This window comes from Streptomyces tropicalis (assembly GCF_029269835.1).
GTDB lineage: Bacteria > Actinomycetota > Actinomycetes > Streptomycetales > Streptomycetaceae > Streptomyces > Streptomyces tropicalis.
The window spans coordinates 171,580-190,815 of sequence record NZ_JARJBB010000003.1 but is presented as its reverse complement, the minus strand read 5'-3'; the positions used below and the strand labels follow the sequence as shown (position 1 = coordinate 190,815).

14 protein-coding genes and 1 pseudogene are annotated in these 19,236 nt (G+C 74.0%); 9 read left to right on the top strand and 6 right to left on the bottom strand.

Going from position 1 to position 19,236, the window contains the following annotated elements:
* The first annotated feature begins 107 nt into the window (after window positions 1–107).
* From P3H78_RS07410 to P3H78_RS33370, 7 genes and pseudogenes are all read left to right on the top strand, one after another.
* Window positions 108–794, top strand: a complete 687-nt coding sequence (locus P3H78_RS07410) for a DUF3000 domain-containing protein (protein ID WP_276108011.1) — start codon at window positions 108–110, stop codon at window positions 792–794.
* Window positions 795–1,298: 504 nt separating this feature from the next.
* A complete protein-coding gene (locus P3H78_RS07405) occupies window positions 1,299–1,961 on the top strand; it encodes a response regulator transcription factor (protein WP_276108010.1) in 663 nt (220 codons plus the stop codon).
* Between the two features lie 413 nt (window positions 1,962–2,374).
* On the top strand, window positions 2,375–3,676 hold the full coding sequence (locus P3H78_RS07400; RefSeq protein WP_276108009.1) for a ribonuclease D: 1,302 nt from the start codon (window positions 2,375–2,377) through the stop codon (window positions 3,674–3,676).
* Window positions 3,677–3,983: 307 nt separating this feature from the next.
* Window positions 3,984–5,204, top strand: coding sequence for a thiolase family protein (locus P3H78_RS07395; protein ID WP_276108008.1), 1,221 nt, complete (start codon window positions 3,984–3,986; stop codon window positions 5,202–5,204).
* Window positions 5,201–7,330, top strand: coding sequence for a 3-hydroxyacyl-CoA dehydrogenase NAD-binding domain-containing protein (locus P3H78_RS07390; RefSeq protein ID WP_276108007.1), 2,130 nt, complete (start codon window positions 5,201–5,203; stop codon window positions 7,328–7,330). The genes P3H78_RS07395 and P3H78_RS07390 overlap by 4 nt, the downstream gene beginning before the upstream one ends.
* Window positions 7,331–8,037: 707 nt before the next feature.
* Window positions 8,038–9,144, top strand: coding sequence for an LCP family protein (locus P3H78_RS07385; protein ID WP_276108006.1), 1,107 nt, complete (start codon window positions 8,038–8,040; stop codon window positions 9,142–9,144).
* Window positions 9,145–9,371: 227 nt separating this feature from the next.
* A pseudogene (locus tag P3H78_RS33370) lies at window positions 9,372–9,434 on the top strand (hypothetical protein); the annotation flags it as partial.
* Between the two features lie 334 nt (window positions 9,435–9,768).
* On the opposite strand, the gene P3H78_RS07380 reads toward P3H78_RS33370, so the two are convergent.
* The 6 genes from P3H78_RS07380 to P3H78_RS07355 form a co-directional block, all read right to left on the bottom strand.
* Entirely contained in the window at window positions 9,769–10,785 is a 1,017-nt protein-coding gene (locus tag P3H78_RS07380; protein ID WP_276108005.1) for a hypothetical protein, read from the bottom strand.
* A gap of 63 nt (window positions 10,786–10,848) precedes the next feature.
* Window positions 10,849–11,910, bottom strand: coding sequence for an NlpC/P60 family protein (locus P3H78_RS07375; protein ID WP_276108004.1), 1,062 nt, complete (start codon window positions 11,908–11,910; stop codon window positions 10,849–10,851).
* 35 nt (window positions 11,911–11,945) lie between these two features.
* Window positions 11,946–12,428: a poly-gamma-glutamate biosynthesis protein PgsC/CapC gene (locus P3H78_RS07370; RefSeq protein WP_276108003.1), complete on the bottom strand. Its 483-nt coding sequence runs from the start codon at window positions 12,426–12,428 to the stop codon at window positions 11,946–11,948.
* Window positions 12,425–13,984, bottom strand: a complete 1,560-nt coding sequence (gene pgsB / locus P3H78_RS07365) for a poly-gamma-glutamate synthase PgsB (RefSeq protein WP_276108002.1) — start codon at window positions 13,982–13,984, stop codon at window positions 12,425–12,427. The genes P3H78_RS07370 and pgsB overlap by 4 nt, the downstream gene beginning before the upstream one ends.
* Before the next feature lie 6 nt (window positions 13,985–13,990).
* On the bottom strand, window positions 13,991–16,309 hold the full coding sequence (locus P3H78_RS07360; protein ID WP_276108001.1) for a HAMP domain-containing protein: 2,319 nt from the start codon (window positions 16,307–16,309) through the stop codon (window positions 13,991–13,993).
* 258 nt (window positions 16,310–16,567) lie between these two features.
* The gene (locus P3H78_RS07355; protein ID WP_276107999.1) at window positions 16,568–17,785 is read right to left on the bottom strand and encodes a CapA family protein; all 1,218 of its coding nucleotides are present in this window, start codon (window positions 17,783–17,785) and stop codon (window positions 16,568–16,570) included.
* Window positions 17,786–17,805: 20 nt separating this feature from the next.
* Between P3H78_RS07355 and P3H78_RS07350 the strand changes: the two genes are divergently transcribed.
* Window positions 17,806–18,771, top strand: a complete 966-nt coding sequence (locus P3H78_RS07350) for a hypothetical protein (protein WP_276107998.1) — start codon at window positions 17,806–17,808, stop codon at window positions 18,769–18,771.
* Between the two features lie 61 nt (window positions 18,772–18,832).
* Window positions 18,833–19,222: a PIN domain-containing protein gene (locus P3H78_RS07345; protein ID WP_276107997.1), complete on the top strand. Its 390-nt coding sequence runs from the start codon at window positions 18,833–18,835 to the stop codon at window positions 19,220–19,222.
* Window positions 19,223–19,236: the final 14 nt, after the last annotated feature.

Sequence of the window (19,236 nt, the reverse complement as noted above, 5' to 3'; positions counted from 1 at the left end):
GGGGGCGACGGGCCGCGGGTGCGGGCGGGCGCCCGGCTCGGGTGCGACGACCACCGGCGGGGTGTCTTGCCCTGCACGGGAGCCCCGTTCCCCTTACTCTTCCCCGCATGGCTGCGGCTCAGGGACGACTGTCGGACGGCGCTGGCGAAATGGACGACGCGAAGGACGGGAGGGAGGGCAGGGATGCGGACGCGGATGCGCGCAACACGGTCCCCGTGGCCTTCCGGGCCGCCGTGGACGCGCTGAAGACGGCACGGGTCCGCCCGCAGGTCGAGATCGAGCAGGTGCCCCCGCCGAAGCGGCTCGCCCCCTTCGCGTACGCCCTGGAGGCCGCGGTGGTCGACGGCGAGCAGGACCTCGCCGACGGGCGCCTGGTGCTGCTGCACGACCCGGCCGGGCACGACGCCTGGCAGGGCACCTTCCGGCTGGTGACCCTGGTGCGCGCGGAGCTGGAGCCCGAGATGGCCGCCGACCCGCTGCTGCCGGACGTGTGCTGGTCGTGGCTGACCGGGGCGCTGAAGGCACGGGGCCTGACCTACGGCGAGCCCAGCGGCACCGTCACCCGGGCGAGCTCGCACCACTTCGGCGGGCTGTCGGCGCGGCCGCCGGCCTCGCAGATCGAGATCCGGGCCTCCTGGACGCCCCGCGAGGGCCGGGCCGGGGCACCGGACACGGCCGCCCACCTGGCGTCCTGGTGCGACCTGCTGGCCCAGGTCGCGGGGCTGCCGCCGGCCGGGCCGGGGGACGCGTCGGTGGTCACGCTGCCGCAGCGCCGCGGCCCGAACTCCCGCTGAGCCGTCCCTTCCGCACGGACGCCGGACCCCGGGCGTCCGCCCTCCACCCCGGCGGCGTCCGCTCTCCGGCCCCGGGGGCTCCGGTCCCGGCGTCCGGCGCCCCACGTCCCCTGGCGGGCCCGGCCGTGCCGCCCTCCCGCGTCCGGCGCACGGCCCGCCGCGCGCCGCGGTCCGCACCCCTCCGCCCCGCCCCGCGCCGTTCCCGCTCGTCCTGCATCCGGGCGACCCCCGCCCGGTCATGCACGCCTTACCGACCTCTTGCCGTGTCTTTGTCGATACGGCCACATTCGAGCGCTTATCGCCGCCGAACGGCCCCGACCGGACCGATTCGACCTTCGGATGATCGATAGCATGTCCGAATTGCACGTATTGTTACTCACCAGATCGTGATCATTCCCTAAAGGACACCGGGTTCGATGCCGAAGACGACTGTGACCTTGAAAGCACGGTTGGTCCCGGCTGACCCCCACATGCCGGCCCCGTCCCCCACCCCCAGGAGGCCTGGTGTCCGTTCTCCTCGAGCAGCCCGCAAGCCTGGTCGCCTATCGCCCGAACAAGCCGACCGCCATGGTCGTCGTGGCGGACCCGCGCGTCCGGTCCACCGTCACCCGTCACCTGTGGGCGCTCGGAGTCCGGGACGTCATCGAGGCGTCGTCCGTCGCGGAGGCGCGTCCCCGTATCGGCAACCCCCGCGACATCTGCGTGGCCGACGTCCACCTGCCCGACGGCTCCGGGCTCACGCTGCTGTCCGAGACCCGCGCGGCCGGCTGGCCCAACGGTCTCGCCCTGTCCGCCGCCGACGACATCGGCGCCGTGCGCAACGCCCTGGCGGGCGGTGTGAAGGGCTACGTCGTCACCGGCACCCGCACCAATCTCGGCCTCCCCACCCGGCCCGGCGCCGCCCCGATCGGCGCGGCGGCCAACCGTCTCCACCGCCGCCCCCCGGGTGCCCCGAGCCACCCGGGCGGCTACCGCGAGCTGTCCGGCCGCGAGGTCGAGGTCCTGCGCCTCGTCGCCGAGGGCCAGTCGAACAAGGCGATCGGCGTGTCCATGGGCCTGTCCGCCCTGACCGTCAAGAGCCACCTCGCCCGCATCGCCCGCAAGCTCGGCACGGGCGACCGCGCCGGGATGGTCGCGGTCGCGCTGCGGACCGGCATCATCCACTGACGACCGCCCACCGACACCCGGCCGCGCCTCCCGCACACCGGTCCCGAGCCCTCCGCCCCTGCCACACCTCCTCCCCGAAGACCCCCTGCCGCCCCTCCTCCCCGAAGAGCTCGACTGCGCCTCCCCGCGCCGTCCCCGTCCCCCATTCCGCCCGCTTCCGTCCGCCCCATGGCGGAACCCGCACAGCACCGCCCGAACGGCGGCCTCCCCACCTCCCCCCACCCGTTCCGCGGAGCCGCCGACGCAGGGCGAACGCTCCCCCCACGCCCACCGGGACCGGCCGCAGGCCCCCGGCTCCCACGGCCGGTCGTGAACCGGACGCGTCGTCCGCCTGACCGGTTTGCGACCCCCCGGCGCCCGCCGACGGAACGTTCCGTCGGCGGGCGCCGTCCATCCACGGATACCCTTGACAGGTGACCGACGCCCAAAAGACCGCAGCAGACAGCCCACTGCGCACCACCGGAGGCGCCCCTCCGGACGACGGCGGATCTTCTGACACCGGGGCGCCGATCCCCCTCCTCGAACCGCGCGAGGGCATTCCGCCCGTGATCGCGGACGCGGACGCCCTCGCCGAGGTGGTCGCGGCCTTCGCCGCGGGCACCGGCCCGGTCGCCGTGGACGCCGAGCGCGCCTCCGGCTACCGCTACGGCCAGCGCGCCTATCTGGTGCAGCTGCGCCGGGAGGGCGCCGGCAGCGCGCTGATCGACCCCGCCGCCTGCCCCGACCTCTCCGCGCTCGGCGAGGCCCTGTCCGGCACGGAGTGGGTGCTGCACGCCGCCACGCAGGACCTGCCCTGTCTGCGCGAGATAGGCATGGTGCCCACCCGCCTGTTCGACACCGAGCTGGCCGGCCGGCTGGCCGGGTTCCCCCGGGTCGGGCTGGGCGCGATGGTCGAGGGCGTGCTGGGCTTCGTCCTGGAGAAGGGCCACTCCGCCGTCGACTGGTCGACCCGGCCGCTGCCCGATCCCTGGCTGCGCTACGCGGCCCTCGACGTGGAACTCCTGGTCGACCTGCGGGACGCCCTGGAGAAGGAGCTGGACCGGCAGGGCAAGCTGGAGTGGGCGCGGCAGGAGTTCGACGCCATCGCCTCCGCCCCGCCGCCCGAGCCCCGCAAGGACCCCTGGCGCCGTACGTCGGGGATGCACAAGGTGCGGCGCCGGCGGCAGCTCGCCGTGGTGCGCGAGCTGTGGCAGACCCGCGACCGGATCGCCCAGCGGCGCGACGTCTCCCCGGGCAAGGTGCTGCCCGACACGGCCATCGTCGAGGCCGCGCTGGGCCTGCCCGCCACCGTGCAGGCGCTGGCCGCGCTGAACGGTTTCGGCCACCGGACCGGCCGCCGTCAGCTGGAGCAGTGGCAGGCCGCGGTGGACCGCGCCCGGACGCTGCCGGAGGCGCAGCTGCCGCAGCCCGGCCAGCAGGTGGCCGGTCCCCCGCCGCCGCGCGCGTGGGCCGACAAGGACCCGGCGGCGGCCGCGCGGCTGGCGGCGGCGCGGGCGGGCGTCTCGGCGCTCGCGGAGCGGCTGACCATGCCCCAGGAGAACCTGATCGCCCCGGACACCGTGCGGCGGCTGTGCTGGGAGCCCCCGAGGACGGCCGACCCGGAGTCCGTCGCGGCCGTCCTGGCCGCGCACGGGGCGCGGCCCTGGCAGGTGGAGCAGGTCACGCCGCTCCTGGTGGACGCCCTGACGGCCACGGGCGCGGAGAACGGCGCCTGAGCGGATCGGCCACGCTCCGGACGGCAGGCCCCGGGCCTGCCGGTCCGGGTGCGCGGGGGGCGCGAGGCACAGGAGGGACGCGGCGGCGGAGTGCCGCCCCGCGTCCCTCTCGCATGCTCCGGCGCGTCGGTTCGCCGCGGGGCGCCGGGGCCGGGCCAGGATCGTCGGCGGCGGCCGGCGCGGATGTGACGTTCGCCGCTCCGCACGAGGGGACTGGGCAGCTACGTTACCCACAAGTAGCATGGGTCCTGAGCGCGCGCTCAGCGCAACGCAGCAGTGCCACCCCGCACCCTGGAGGAGAGCCATCGTGCCTCGTACCGTCAGGGACGTCGTCTTCGTAGACGGCGTCCGCACCCCGTTCGGCAAGGCGGGCCCGAAGGGCATCTACCACGAGACCCGCGCCGACGACCTCGTCGTGAAGGCGATCCGGGAGCTGCTGCGCCGCAACCCCGGTCTCGACCCCAAGAAGATCGACGAGGTCGCCATCGCCGCGACCACGCAGATCGGTGACCAGGGCCTGACCCTCGGCCGCACGGCCGGCATCCTCGCCGGCCTGCCGCAGTCGGTCCCCGGCTACTCCATCGACCGCATGTGCGCCGGTGCGCTGACCGCCGTGACGACGACCGCCGGCTCCATCGCCTTCGGCGCCTACGACGCCGTCATCGCCGGCGGCGTGGAGCACATGGGCCGCCACCCGATGGGCGAGGGCGTGGACCCGAACCCGCGGTTCGTGAGCGAGAAGCTGGTCGACCAGTCCGCCCTGTTCATGGGCATGACGGCGGAGAACCTGCACGACCGCTACCCGCAGATCACCAAGCTGCGCGCGGACGAGTACGCCGTGCGCTCGCAGGAGAAGGCCGCCAAGGCGTACGCCAACGGCAAGATCCAGCAGGACCTGGTGCCGGTCTCGGTGCGCCGCACCAGCCCCGAGGGCGGCGAGACGGGCTGGGGCCTGGTCACGGCCGACGAGCCGATGCGCCCGGGCACCACGCTGGAGAACCTCTCCGGTCTGAAGACCCCGTTCCGCGTCCACGGCCGGGTCACCGCGGGCAACGCGGCCGGTCTGAACGACGGCGCCACCGCCTCGATCATCGCCGCCGAGGACTTCGCCCGCGAGCACGAGCTGCCGGTGAAGATGCGTCTGGTCTCCTACGCCTTCACGGGCGTGGAGCCGGAGGTCATGGGCTACGGCCCGATCCCCGCCACCGAGAAGGCCCTCGCCAAGGCGGGCCTGTCCATCTCGGACATCGGCCTGTTCGAGATCAACGAGGCCTTCGCCGTCCAGGTCCTGGCCCTCCTCGACCACTACGGCATCGCGGACGACGACGCGCGCGTCAACCAGTACGGCGGCGCGATCGCCTACGGCCACCCGCTGGCCTCCTCCGGCGTCCGGCTGATGACGCAGCTGGCCCGCCAGTTCGAGGAGCAGCCGCACGTCCGCTACGGCCTGACCACCATGTGCGTCGGCTTCGGCATGGGCGCGACGGTCATCTGGGAGAACCCGCACTTCGACGGAGGCGACAAGTGAGCACCACCGCTGAACTCCTGAAGGGCGCGGCCGAGCTGTTCCCGGACGAGGTCGTCACGCAGGCGCACGTGCGCCACTTCGACCTGCCGCAGGGCGCCGGACGCTTCGCGCTCATCACGCTGGACAACGGCTTCGACCACACCAAGCCGACCACCTTCGGCCCGCAGTCGCTCGCGAACCTGAACACCGCGATCGACCAGGTCGAGAAGGAGGCCGCGGACGGCGACATCGTCGGCGCGGGCATCACCGGCAAGCCGTTCATCTTCGCGGTCGGCGCCGACCTCAAGGGCGTCGAGCTGCTGAAGGAGCACGAGCACGCGCTCGCCATCGGCAAGGGCGGCCACGAGGTCTTCAAGCGGCTGTCGCAGCTGGCCGTCCCGACCTTCGCCTACTACAACGGCGCGGCCATGGGCGGCGGCGTCGAGGTCGGCCTGCACTGCACCTACCGCACGGTGTCCGCGGCCCTCCCGGCGTTCTCCCTGCCCGAGGTCTTCCTCGGCCTGGTGCCCGGCTGGGGCGGCTGCACCCTGCTGCCGAACCTGATCGGTCCGGAGAAGGCCGTCTCGGTCGTCATCGAGAACTCGCTCAACCAGAACAAGCAGCTCAAGGGCACGCAGGTCCACGACCTCGGCATCGCGGACGCGATCTTCGAGGGCGCGGACTTCCTGGAGCAGTCGCTGATCTGGACGGCGGCCGTCCTCAAGGGCGAGATCGTCGTGGACCGCCCGGTGATCGACCGCGGCGAGGCCTGGGACCAGGCCGTCGCCAAGGGCCGGTTCATCGCGGACGGCAAGGTGCACGGTGCGGCCCCCGCCGCCTACCGCGCGCTGGACATCATCGCCGCCGCCAAGAACGGCGACCTGCAGCAGGGCTTCGACGCCGAGGACCAGGCGCTCGCCGACCTCATCATGGGCGGCGAACTGCGCTCCGGCATCTACGCGTTCAACCTGGTGCAGAAGCGCGGCAAGCGCCCGGCGGGCGCCCCGGACAAGAACCTGGCCCGCCCGGTCTCCAAGGTCGGCGTCGTCGGTGCCGGCCTGATGGCCTCGCAGCTCGCGCTGCTCTTCCTGCGCCGTCTGGAGGTGCCGGTCGTCCTGACCGACATCGACCAGGAGCGTGTCGACAAGGGCGTGGGCTACGTGCACGCCGAGATCGACAAGCTGCTCGGCAAGGGCCGGATCAACCAGGACAAGGCCAACCGCCTCAAGGCGCTGGTGACCGGTGTCCTGGACAAGGCCGAGGGCTTCGCGGACGCGGACTTCGTCATCGAGGCCGTGTTCGAGGAGATGGGAGTCAAGCAGAAGGTGTTCGCGGAGGTCGAGGCGGTCGCCCCGGCGCACGCGATCCTCGCCACCAACACCTCGTCCCTGTCGGTGACGGAGATGGCGTCGAAGCTGAAGAACCCCGAGCGGGTCGTCGGCTTCCACTTCTTCAACCCGGTCGCCGTGCTGCCGCTCCTCGAGATCGTGCGCGGTGAGCAGACCGACGACGCCTCGCTGGCCACGGCGTTCGGCGTCGCCAAGAAGCTGAAGAAGACCGCGGTCCTGGTCAAGGACGCCCCGGCGTTCGTCGTGAACCGCATCCTGACCCGCTTCATGGGCGAGATCCAGAACGTCATCGACGAGGGCACCCCGGTCGAGGTCGCCGAGAAGGCGATCGAGCCGCTCGGCCTGCCGATGTCCCCGCTGGTCCTGCTGGAGCTGGTCGGCCCCGCGATCGGTCTGCACGTCTCGGAGACCCTCAACCGGTCCTTCCCGGACCGCTTCACGGTCTCCCCGAACCTGAAGGCCGTCGTCGAGGCGGGCAAGCGCGGCTTCTACGTCTACGACAGCGGCAAGCCGGAGCTGGACCCGGAGGTCGCGGCGCTGCTGCGGCAGGGCGACACCGTCCTGACGGAGGAGCAGGTCCGCGCCCGTGTCCTGGACGCGGTGGCGCAGGAGATCGGCCTGATGCTCGACGAGGGCGTCGTCGCCGAGGCGCAGGACATCGACCTCTGCCTGATCACCGGCGCCGGCTGGCCCTTCCACCTGGGCGGCATCACGCCGTACCTGGACCGCGAGGGCGTGTCGGAGCGGGTCAACGGCAAGAAGTTCCTGGCCCCGGGCCTGGCGTCGGTCCCGGCCTGACCCCTCTGCCGGCCGGTCGTCGCGGCCGGCCGGCGGACCACCGGGCGACCGGACGAGGAGGGACCCCGCGGGTGCGCGGGGTCCCTCCTCGCATGTCCGGGGCGGCCCGGATCCAGATCCTGCTCCCGGCCGCGCCCCTACTGCCAGGGCGGAGGCGCCGTCGACCGGGGCCCACCCTGCGGACCGGACCGGGCGCATCACTCGGCGGTCACCAACAAGCCCGCTCGACAGCCGAGTTCGAAGCAGCACACACCGGCGCCCCGGCCCACCGGCGCCGCCCCCGACCCTCCCCCTCGGATCCCGCCGGGCTTCGCCGGACGGGCGTCTGCGGTCGCGCGCCCTCGTGCCCCCCGGCTCGACCTCGCGACCGTTCATCACGCGCCGCCCTCGCGGCCGGTGCGCTTCACGACAATAGTTTAAGCTTCACAGGCTCTCCACATCATCACCGCAGGTTCACAAACCTGTCAACTGCACGTACGGGGGCCCGAAGGCGCACGTCCCGGCGACGTGCTGCTGAACGACCGGTGAGCAGGAGCCTCGGCGGACGACCCGTCAGAGCCGGGTGAATCGGTCTATAGTTCGGGCACACCACGGCGCCCCGCGCCGTCCGGGCCCGGTCTCTCCCCCCACTCGTGCCCCGCCCCGCAAGGACCCAGGCACCGCACCCCGCGCTCACGAGCGGGAGAAGCGAGAGGGAGGACCGACCCATGACGCAGGCCCCGACGGAAACGGGCACCGCCAGACCCGGCGCGCAGGAACCGGACGGCACGACGCCCGCCGCGCCGCCCCGCGGGCGCCGCCGCGTGGGGCGCTGGATCGCCGGCGGCACCGCGGTCCTGCTGCTGGCCGCCGGCGGCACGGGCTACTGGCTCTACCGCGGCCTCGACTCCAACATCAAGGGCGTCGACATCGACCACGCCATCGGCGACGACCGGCCCCAGCGGCTGCCGACGTCCGGGCAGAACATCCTGGTCCTCGGCTCCGACTCACGCGCCGGGGCGAACGCGGCCCTGCACGCGGGGAAAGTGGCCGGCGCGCGCTCGGACACCGCGCTCGTGATCCACATACCCGAGGGGCGCCGCAGGGCCGTCGCGGTCAGCATCCCGCGCGACACCCTCGTGACCCGCCCCGCCTGCACCACCTCCACCGGCCGGAAGCTGCCCGCCGCGCACCGCGTGATGTTCAACTCCGTGTACTCGCTGGCCGGTCCGGCCTGCGTGGTCCAGACGGTCGAGCAGATGTCCGGGGTGCGGATGGACCATTACGTGGAGGTCGACTTCGCCGGCTTCAAGGACCTCGTGGACGCCATAGGCGGGGTGACCCTCACCGTCGACCAGGACATCCACGACGGCGCCAGCGGGCTCAACCTGTCCGCCGGCACGCACCGGCTCGACGGCACCCAGGCCCTGCAGTTCGTACGCACCCGGCACGGCATCGGGGACGGCAGCGACCTCGGGCGCATCGGACTCCAGCAGAAGTTCCTGACGGCCCTGCTCGCCGAGATCAAGAAGCAGGACCTGCTGGGCAGCCCGGCCAAGGCGTACGCCGTCGCCGACCAGCTCACCGCGTGCCTGACCACCGACTCCGGCCTCGCCTCGCTGACCCGGCTCGCCGAGTTCGGCCGCAGCGTGCGCGGCGTGGACCCGTCCACCATGGAGACGATCATGCTCCCGGTGCGGTACGACACCCAGGACCCCAACCGGGTGGTCGCCGCCCGCCCCCAGGCCGGCGAACTCTGGCAGGCCCTGCGCCACGACTCCCCCGTCCCCGAGGCGGCGAAGCACTCCCCGGCGCAGGGCGGCCCCACTCCCTGAGCGCCCGGCGCAGTTCCGCGCGCCGGGCGCACGTCGAGCGGCTGATCCGTCCACTCCGTCGGTCGGCGTACGGCGCCTCAAGCCCGCTCCCCGGATCACCGACGCCCCCGGCAGGAACGGTGACGTGGGGAAAGGGCCGGTTGTGGTGACGTCAGCATCGGTGCCGCCGGCTGCGGGACTGGACACGGTGGAGGCCGCCGTCGACGCGCTGCGGGCGGGGGCCCGTCGTGGTCGTCGACGACGCGGACCGGGAGAACGAGGGCGACCTCGTGCCGGCCGCCGAGTTCGCGACGACGGACCAGTCGGTCCGGGCGGACTCGCACCCCGCCCCCTCGTCGGCGAGGCCACGGCCTGACGCACCGGGTGCGGTGCCCGGCGGCCCGTGCGGTGCCGGGCATCCGGGAGGTGCCGCGGTGTGCGGCGGTCACGGGCGGTGCGGCGGTCACGGCCGGTGCGGCGGTCACGGCCGGTGCGGCGGTCACGGCCGGTGCGGCGGTCACGGCCGGTGCGGCGGTCACGGCCGGTGCGGCGGTCACGGCCGGTGCGGCGGTCACGGCCGGTGCGGCGGTCACGGGAGGTGCGGCGGTCACGGGAGGACTGATCGGGCCGGCGGCGCGGGCCCGATCAGACCTCCCGCCACGCCTCCAGCGCGAGCCCCGGTTCGTGCTTGCGGCGGGTCGGGCGGAGGCGGCCGGTGGCGGGGGACGCCGTCGCCGCGGCCACCCGGCCGTCCTCGTCGGCTGCCAGGGCGACCGCGGCGTCGGCGGGCAGTACGGGGCCGGACTCGGTCCACCAGGCGCCGGCCGTCTCGTCCTGCGTGGGATGGGCGGCGAACGCGACGCGGCCGCCCGACGAGCGCTGCGCGAGCGGCGTGCAGTCGTGGCCGTCGAGGGTGCAGCGGACGGCGGCCACCGGCCCGGGCCCGGCGGCGGGCAGCAGGCGCACCGGCCGGCCTCCGGGGCGCCGGGCGTACAGGTCGTCCGCCTCGTCGGTGTAGAAGAGGGTCGGGCCGGCGGCCGAGGTGGCCAGGGCGCGCAGCGTGCCCGGGCGCACCGGGACCTCCACCGCCTCCCGGAGGGCGAGCGGGCCGCCCGGCTCCCGCTGCTGCCGGAACAGCAGGCCGCCGGGTACGGCCGCGTACAGCTCGACGCAGCCCGACTCGGCGGTGACGGCGGCCGGTTCGGGGTGGACCTCACGGCCCTTCAGGTCGGTCCAGGAGCCCCGGCCGCCCTGCTCCTGCTGCGCGAGGAGGCTCATACCGCCACCGCGGTTGCGGACCAGGACGTGGGCGCGTCCGGTGCCGTCGACCACCACCGCCGGGGTGCCCGTGCGGCCGCCGCCGCCATCGGGGTGGCCGACCGGGTGCCAGTCCGGGGCGGCGGGCCGGGGCCGGTGGTGGGCGCAGTGCACGAGCCCGGCCTCCTCGCCGAGGCTGGGCCGCCAGGAGACCAGGTGGGCGTGGCGGTCGGCGCCCTGCCCGACGGCGGGGCCGGTGTGCCGCCGCTGATCGCCGCCCACCCGGTGGGGCCCGTCCCAGGGGCCGCCGGGCCACCGCTCCGCCCGGCACAGGTCGAAGCCCCCCGACGGCAGGTACGCGCCGAGCCGGCCGTCGCGGCCGCGCAGGAGCCAGTCGCCGTTCACGGGGTCACGGTAGCCGGGCGGGGGGCGGCGCGGGGCCGGGATCCGGCCGCCCGGGCCCGCCGGTCACAGGCGCTTGGCGCTGCGGAACAGCTGGGCGTAGAAGCCGTTGCCGTCGATGCGGGAGACGCCTCCCTTGTCGCCCATCGTGGGGCCGTTCTGCTCCTTGCGGCTGGAGACGAAGACGCGGTGGCCCTCGGTGTCCGGGCCCAGGTAGAGGGCGACGTGGTCGATGTGGTTGCCGGTGCGGTGGTCCATCTTGAAGAACAGCAGGTCCCCGGGCTGGAGCACGTCGATGTTGCCCGGCCGCCGGTACCAGGGCGCCGGCCCCTGGATCCTGATGATGTCGACGCCGGCCTTCGAGCGGGCGATGCCGTCCGCGGTCCGGGGCAGTCCGTCGCCGGCGGTGTTCGACGCCATCAGCGGATAGCGGGCGCGGTACCCCCACACCATCCGCATGAAGCCGGAGCAGTCCAGCGCGCGGTAGCGCTCCTTGCGCGGGTAGAGGGTGGTGCCGCTGCGGAAGGTGTACGGGATGCCCAGGTAGTCGTAGAAGTCGTTCTGCTCCAGGCGGTCGACGCCGTCCTCCTTGAACGGGCCGAACACCGCGTCGCCGGCGTACGGGACGCCCGAGGAGTCCTTCTTCACCGGGGCGCCCTGCACGTACTGGAAGGCGAACGCGAAGATGTCGTCCTCCTGGCTCCCGTTGTACTTCTTGAACCAGTCCTTGAACCACTGCTGCTTCTCGGCGCCCTTGGTCCAGGGTTCGGGCATCAGGCGCACCCAGTCGTCGGTGACGACGCGGGAGGTGGTGGCGGCCGGTTCGGCGAAGGTCCGCGAGGGGCCCTTGAGGGTGGCGGTGCGGGCGCCGTCGGTGAAGGTGGCGACGACCGCTCCCCCGGCGTCGCGCAGGACCGAGCGGGCCGGGTTGTTCAGGCGCTCCCAGGCCTGCTTGCCGGTGGTCCGGCCGCCGCCGTTCTGCAGGGCCGCGTTGTCGGTGACGGTCTGCGCGGCCGGGACCTTCGCCTGTTCGTCCTGGCGCAGCTCGTAGGTGAAGTACGCGCTGCCCGCGAGCAGTGCCAGCACCGTCGCCGCGTGGACGGCGGGACGGCCTTTGCGCTTCGGCATGGTGGGGGCTCCAGGTGTGCGGGAGGACGGGGTGGTCAGGCGGACGGCAGCGCGCCGAGGAGGATGCCGGCGGTCAGCACCACGTAGGTGGCGAGGGTGACCGTGCCGGTGGACAGCAGCGTGGCGCCCTTGGGCTGGCGCACCAGCTGGTAGCCGATCAGGCCGGGCACGATGAAGCCGAGGGTCTGGTTGGCGTACAGCAGCGGGAACTCCATCTGGAGCACGATGATCACGGTGGCCTGGATGAGCACGCCGGAGAGCACCACGGCCGCGAACAGCCGCTTGCCGTACAGGATCACGAAGCGCTGCAGCAGGAGCGTGGTGACGTAGGTGAGGACGGTGACGCCGACCACGAGGGCGGCCCGCTGGAGGTCCTCGATCAGGGTGAGGGCGAGCCAGCCCGGGGTGATCATGCCGCCCGGCGACAGGTTGGTCGTCAGATAGCACATCAGCGAGAACATCAGGCCCAGGCCGATGCCGATCGCGGCGATCTCGGGGGTGAGGACGGAGGGGATCAACGCTGCTCTCCTGGGCTGTGCCACTGCTGGTGGTCGTCTGCGGGGTACGTGGGCACGCGGGGTTCGAACAGGCCCCGGGGCTGTTCGCGGTCCTGGCCCCGGGGGTGGTCCGCGCCGTCCTGCGGGGCGTGCGCACGGGCCGGGCGGGGGTGCGCGGTCTCGCGCTGCTGGGGGATCTGCGGGGCCTGGCGGGCGGGCGCGTACCGCGACTCGTACGCCTCCGGGTAGCCCTGGTAGGGGTCGATGCGCGGGGCGTACAGCTGCATCGTCTCGACGTGTTCGGGGTGCCCGGAGCGCCCGGGCTGCCCGGCCGGGCCGGTGCCCCGGGCCGGGGCCGCGGAGGTGTCGGGGGTGACGGGGGTCTCGTCGGGGCTGTCGTCGGGCGGGAGTTCGGCGAGGTGCTCCAGGAGGACCTCGCCCTGGCCGTGGATGTTGCCGATGGCGACGAGGGAGCTGTCCGGGCCGAGCCGGCGGAGGAGTTCGGCCATGAACTCCTCGGGGTCGCGGCGGTCGCCGCCGAGGTCGACGGCCCGCCCGCGGTACTCGGCGGGGATGGCGTCGATCGCGGACTTGGCGGGGTGGCCGATGACGAAGACCTGCTCGGGGTCGAGGTCCGGGACGATCTCGCCCATCTGCCCGTTGCGCTCGACGCGGTCGGGGCGGCAGTTGATGACGACGTTGAGCGGGCGGTGCACGGCGCCGAGGTCGAGCAGCTGGTTGATGTTCATCAGCGTCGACTCGGGGTCGTTGGCGGCGAAGACGTTGGCGAAGCGCAGCTTGCGGCCGTCGGGGGTGAGGTAGCGCTCCACGGAGAGCACGCCCGGGTCCGGCGGCGCGTCGTACATGCCCTGCAGGGCCGTCTCCCGGTCCACTCCGAGGAGTTCGGCGACCGTGAGGGCGATGGCGACGTTCTCCTTGAAGGTGAACCAGCTGAAGCCGCGCAGCTCCTCGTCGGTGACGGTCTCGGGGTCGGCGTAGACGAGCCGGCAGTTCCGGGCGTGGGCCTCCTCCTGGAGGATGTGGAAGCGGTCCTTCTCGGCGGTGACGCAGATGCCGTCCTCGGGCATCGACCGGCACAGCGAGCGGGCCACGTCGTCGAGGGTGGGGCCCATCTCCGCGAGGTGGTCCTCGCGCACGTTGCACAGCACGCCGATGGTGGAGCGGATCAGCTTGGACTGGTTGATCTCCTGCAGCGCCGGCATCACGGCCATGCACTCGATGACGAGCGCGTCCGGCCGGTACGCGGCCGCGCGCCGCACGATGCCGATCTGCTCGACGACGTTGGCGATGCCGAACTTGCGGTAGACCGGCTCCTCGGTGGCGTCGGGGTGGATGAACCGGGCGGCGGTGCCGGTGGTCTTGGCGACCGTCGTCAGGCCGCCGCCGCGCAGGGCGCCCGCACACAGCCGGGTGATGGAGGACTTGCCGCGGATGCCGTTGACGAGCACCCGGGTGGGGAGGCTGTCCAGGTTGGTGAAGTGCCGCCGCTGCTCCACGATGCCCGCCACGAGGAGGATCGCGCAGCACACCAGCAGCACGGTGTAGAGGAAGAGCACGGGTGATCAGTTCCTTACGTACTGCTGGTCCTGCGGACCGTGGGGATCGTGCGGACCGGACACGGGCCGCACCGGGTCGGGCGCGCCGTCCCGGGCCCGCGGGGCGCCCGGGTGCGGCTGCTGCCGGCGCTGGTCCTGGAGCTGCTGGCGGACGAGTTCCAGGGAGCGGGTGACCGCTCCCACCTCGTCGTGGTGCTGCGGGAAGAGCACCGTGCGGCGGTCGCCGCCGGCCAGGGCCTCGGCCCGGTCGGCCAGCGTCCGCAGCGGCCGGGCCACCACGATGTGCATCCAGCCGAGGCAGGCGACGGCCGCGGCGGCGCCGAGCAGGCCGGCCAGGACGGTGCGGTTCTGGGCGTCGTACTCCGGGATGGCGAGGCGGTCGGCGGGCTGCCAGCTGACCACGCTCCAGCCGAGCGACTCGGCGGGGCCGCTGCCCGCGAAGGGCGCGGCGGCGGCGATGCGCACCCCGTGGTCGCGGTAGAGCACGCCGCCCGCGCGGGCCTTCCTGCCCAGGCGCTGGCCGGTGGCGGCGACCAGGTCCTCCAGCCGGCGGTCGGGCAGCGACTGGAAGGCGAGGAAGCCGGTGTTCCCGGCGATGACCCGGCTCCGGTCGTCCACGAGACGCACCACGCCGAGGCCCGGCCGCATCAGCAGCGCGTTGAGGAACTCCACCCGGAACTCGCCGACCAGCGCCGCGCCCTGCCGCCCGGGGATCTCGGCGGAGCCGACGACGACGGGCTCCTTGCCACCGCGGCCCAGCAACCGGATCGAGGTCTCGGCGGCGCGCCGGGACTGGACCACGCGGGGCTCCTTGCCCTCTCGGGCCAGGATCGCGCCGCCGGCGTCGACGACGTAGAGCGAGCGGTAGCGCTGGTTCTCGTGGTAGGTGCGCTCCAGCACCTTGTCCATGTCCGCGGGCTCGGTCCGGTTGCCGATGAGGGAGGCGACCGACTGGAGGTCGACCTCGCCCTCGTTGAGGGCGCGGCGGACGCGGTCGCTGAGGGTGTCGGTGCGCTCGCGCTGGTCGTTGACGAGCTGCTGCGGGACCACGGCGGTGCCGTCCGCGCGGTTGAGGAGCAGCATCAGCGGCGCGGCCCAGGCGAGCAGGACCACCGCGCAGACCACGAGCAGCGCCCTGGTGCCGGCGCGCCGCGCGCCGCGCGGACGGGCGGGCGCGGCGGAGGGGCCGGCGGGCTCGCCGAGCAGCTGCCGCCGCAGCCGTTCGAGGGCGGTGCCGATGCGACGGGCCTCGCCGTAACCGGGGACGGTGACGGGCCGGGTCAGGTCGCCGCGGGTGAGCCGGCGGGACTCCAGGAACAACCGGATCAGCGGCCGTTGCACGGTGCCGAGCAGCACGCCCACGGCGAGGCCGCCGACGAGCAGGAGCGCGGCGCCGGCGAGCAGGCCGAAGACGGGCGAGGTGGTGGTGCGGGTCGGGTCGTCGCCGGCCCGGACCATGGCGACCACGGACAGGCCGAGGCCGGTGGCGGTGGTGATCTCGCCGGGGGCGGGGGCGGCCAGGGTGGCGTACCCGGCGACGGTCGGGTCGCCGAGCACCGGCCCGCCGACCAGGCTGCCGCTGACGCCCTGGTAGCCGCCCATGCCGGGTTCCCTGCTGCGGCGCGGATCCTGTCCGGCCGCGCGGGCGACGCGCCGGGCGAAGTCCTTCAGCTGCCGGTGGGAGGCGGTGATCTCCTGGTGGTCGAGGCTGGTGCGGACCTGCTCCGGCTCGGCGATGCCGTCGCTGCTGAGGATCGCTCCGCTGCGGTCCACGACCGCGATGGCCCGGAACTGACCGAGGCTGATCCCGGGGAACTTCAGGTTGTTGGAGGCCACGAGCAGCAGCTGCGGCCGGTCCGGCCAGGACAGCAGGGCGAAGGACACCAGCCGCACCTCGCCGTTCCTCAGCTTCACCATGCGCGGCGCGAGGCCGCCCTGGTCGCCGAGGGTGGCGGTGTCCACGGACGTCAGCGGCACGGTCTCGCCGCGCGCGGCGAGCAGCTTCCCGCTGCGCACCTCGACGACGGCGGTGCCCATCCACTTCTGGTAGGTGCTGCCGAGCTTGTCCAGGGCGGCGTCCGCCGAGACCGGCCGGCCGGCGCTGAAGAGCGCGGCGGACCGGGTCAGGTCGGTGACCGACTCGTCGATGGAGGCCCGCAGCGCGATGGCGCCGTCCTCGGCGAAGTGCTGCTGGGAGGTGAGCACCGCCCTGGGCACGCCGGCGTTGTCCGCGCGGCCCAGCACGAGGGCCGTGACACCGGCGAGCGACAGCAGCAGCACCGACAGGACCGCGATCGGGGGGCGGATCCCCCCGATGAGTGACATGTCGGCTCGTCGGCGGGCTCGGTGCTGCCGCGCCGGGGGCACAGACGCCAAGGGACGGTCCTCTCGGGCTCGTGCGAGCGGTCGGTCCCCCGCGGGTGGCAGGAGTGATGCTCGGGCAGGATGCGTTCCGGGGGCACCGGTGGGACTGGTGCACCCGGAATCCTGAGACACGTAAGGACCAGGTGAAGTTGCGGTAAGGGCGACGTGATCTGCGCAACATTCATGTTTTGCCCGATCAAGACCGGGCAGAAGGCGTCGCTATTCAGGCAACCGGGTCAGCGGCTGGAGCCCGTCCTCGGCCGCGCCGCGGTTCAGCAGGGTGCCCTCGGTGCGCTCGAAGGCGAGGCGCAGCCGGGCGCGCTGACGGCCGGTGAGGGTCTTGTCGTCGCGGAGCGCGACCGGCACGTCCAGCAGCCGGTAGTCCCGGGCGTCGTCGTCCGTCGCGGTGGTCGTGCCGCCGCCCGCGGTGTTCTCGGTGTCCGGCGGGATCTCCAGCAGCGTCGGCTCGAAGCGGGGCCGCACGTCCCAGTCGCCGGGGCCGCGTTCGGTGAAGGTGAACCAGGCGATCACGCCCTCCTCGGTCAGGCCGGTCGGCACCTCGTGCCGGGCGATCTGGTTGCCCAGGCCGTACGCGATCCAGGTGCCGTCGACCTTCTCCATCGGCTGCACGACGTGCGCGTGGTGCCCGATGACCAGGTTGACGCCGGTCTCCCGGGCGATCTGCCGGGCGAAGTCGAGCTGCCCCGCGGAGGGGTTCGGGTAGTGCTCCCGGCCCCAGTGCAGCGAGAGGATCACCACCTCGGCCCCGGCCTTGCGGGCCCGCTGCTCGGCCGCCTTGATCCGGCCCAGGTCCATCCGGTTGGCCAGCCACGGCTTGTCCTTGGGCAGCCGGTGCGGCTCGTTGAACCCGTAGGCGAAGGAGATCTGCGCGACCTTGACGCCCTTGACGTCCATGACCAGCGGGGTGAGCGACTCCTGCTCGGTCCGGAAGGAGCCGGTGTGCTTCACCTTGGCGGCGTCGAGGGCGTCCAGGGTGCGCTTCACGCCGTCGTAGCCGTGGTCGAGGGTGTGGTTGGAGGCGGTGGAGCAGGTGTCGTAGCCGAGGTCCTTGATCGTCTGCGCGGTCTGCGGTGGCACCCGGAAGTCCGGGAAACCCTCGAAGGGGCCGTTCGGCCCGCCCATCACCGGCTCGTAGTGGCAGATCGCCAGGTCCGCCTTGCTGATCACCGGCTTGATGCCGGCCATCATCGGGCCGAAGTCCAGTCCGCCCACGCCGCGGCCCGTCCGCCGGGCGTCCTTGCGCGCCTGGTCGACGAGCTCGGGGTGCATCAGGATGTCCCCCGCCGCGGCGACGGTGAAGGTGCGTCCGCCGCCCTTGTCGTCGGTCGCGCCGGAGACGAGGCCGCAGCCCGCGACGGCGGCCACGAGCAGGAGCGGGAGCGGGAGGATCAGGGAACGGCTACGGGGTCTGGTCACCGGGATATCTTGATACAACCATGAGAGCCAACCGCTCGCGCATCATAACGATCGCAACAATTCTGCTGGTCATCGCCGGTCTCGCCGGGGCGGCCACCGCGCTGATCCGCACGTCCCGCAGCACGGGCGGGGCCACCGCCGGCCGGGCCGGCGACCGCCCGGGGAGCATCGACCTGGCGCGTTCCGTCGCCGACTGGACGAGCCGGTTCGGTCCCGGGCACGGCTACCAGCCTCCCCGGCGGGCCGACCGGGAGGGCGTCGCGCAGGCGGTCGGGCTGCTCCTGGACGGCCATCGCGGCCAGGCGGAACAGCTGCTCTCCCAAAGGGACTTCACCTTGCGGACCGTGGTCGACCAGGTGTCGGGGCGCGCCTTCGCCGAGATCGCCGACCGCACCGAGGAGGCCGCCACACCGCGCGGCTGGGGGCGGATCTACCTCGACCTCGGCCACGGCCGGCACTGGTCGGTCCAGGTGCCGCACCCGCTGTCCGACCAGAACAGCGAGCAGGTGGGCGTGGGGGTGCTGCGCGGCACCCCGGGCGGAATCCTTGTGATTGCGGGAGCACATCGCAAATCAGGACGTGGGGACTCCGCGGACGTGGCGCACCGCCGGGACACCGTCTTCGACGCGGTCTGCGCCGAGCTGGCCCGGCGCGGGCTGCCCGGCGTGCAGGTGCACGGCTTCGCCGACGACTCCGCACCCGGCTACGACGTCGTCGCCTCCACCGGCCGGGGCACGGCGGGCCGTTCGGACGGCCGGCTGCTCGCCGACGCCCTGCGCGGGAAGGGGTTCGCCGTGTGCCGGGCCTGGGCCCGCTCCTGTCCGCTGGAGGGCCGCGAGAACGTGCAGGGCGGCCTGGCCGACACCGAGGACCTCGCCTTCCTGCACGTGGAGTTCGCGCACGCGGTGCGGGACGACGCGGCCCGCCGGGCGCGGGCGGTGGCGGCGGTGGGCACGATCACCGCACGCTGGGCCCGGGGCGCCTGACGAACCGCCCCGGACGCACGTCCGCCCACCGCGGCCCGGGCGGGCGTGTCAGGCTGGGGCCATGGACGAGGACCCCGGCACCGCTCCCCTGCTCGTGATCGTCGACGGCGCGAACGTCGTGGGGTCCGTGCCCGACGGCTGGTGGCGGGACCGCCGGGGGGCCGCGGAGCGGCTGCGGGACCGGCTCGCCGCCGACGGCGTCCCGGGGCTGCCCGGCCCGGTGGAGGTCGTCCTGGTCGTCGAGGGCGCCGCGCGCGGGGTGGCCGCCGTGCCGGGGGTCCGGGTCGAGGCGGCGCCCGGCAGCGGCGACGACCTGATCGTGGAGCTGGTGGGCCGGGCGGGCGACCGGCCCGCGCTCGTCGTCACCGCCGACCGGGAACTGCGCCGCCGCGTCGGCGCCCTGGGCGCGGAGGTCACCGGCCCCCGCGCGGTACGCACCCCCGGCCGCTGACGGTCCCCGCGCCT

Excerpts from the sequence above, each read along its gene's own strand:
- P3H78_RS07410 (WP_276108011.1), top strand. The coding sequence starts at position 108 with ATGGCTGCGGCTCAGGGACGACTGTCGGACGGCGCTGGCGAAATGGAC.
- P3H78_RS07385 (WP_276108006.1), top strand. The coding sequence starts at position 8,038 with ATGACGCAGGCCCCGACGGAAACGGGCACCGCCAGACCCGGCGCGCAG.
- P3H78_RS07375 (WP_276108004.1), bottom strand. The coding sequence starts at position 11,910 with ATGCCGAAGCGCAAAGGCCGTCCCGCCGTCCACGCGGCGACGGTGCTG.
- P3H78_RS07360 (WP_276108001.1), bottom strand. The coding sequence starts at position 16,309 with ATGTCACTCATCGGGGGGATCCGCCCCCCGATCGCGGTCCTGTCGGTG.
- P3H78_RS07350 (WP_276107998.1), top strand. The coding sequence starts at position 17,806 with ATGAGAGCCAACCGCTCGCGCATCATAACGATCGCAACAATTCTGCTG.
- P3H78_RS07345 (WP_276107997.1), top strand. The coding sequence starts at position 18,833 with ATGGACGAGGACCCCGGCACCGCTCCCCTGCTCGTGATCGTCGACGGC.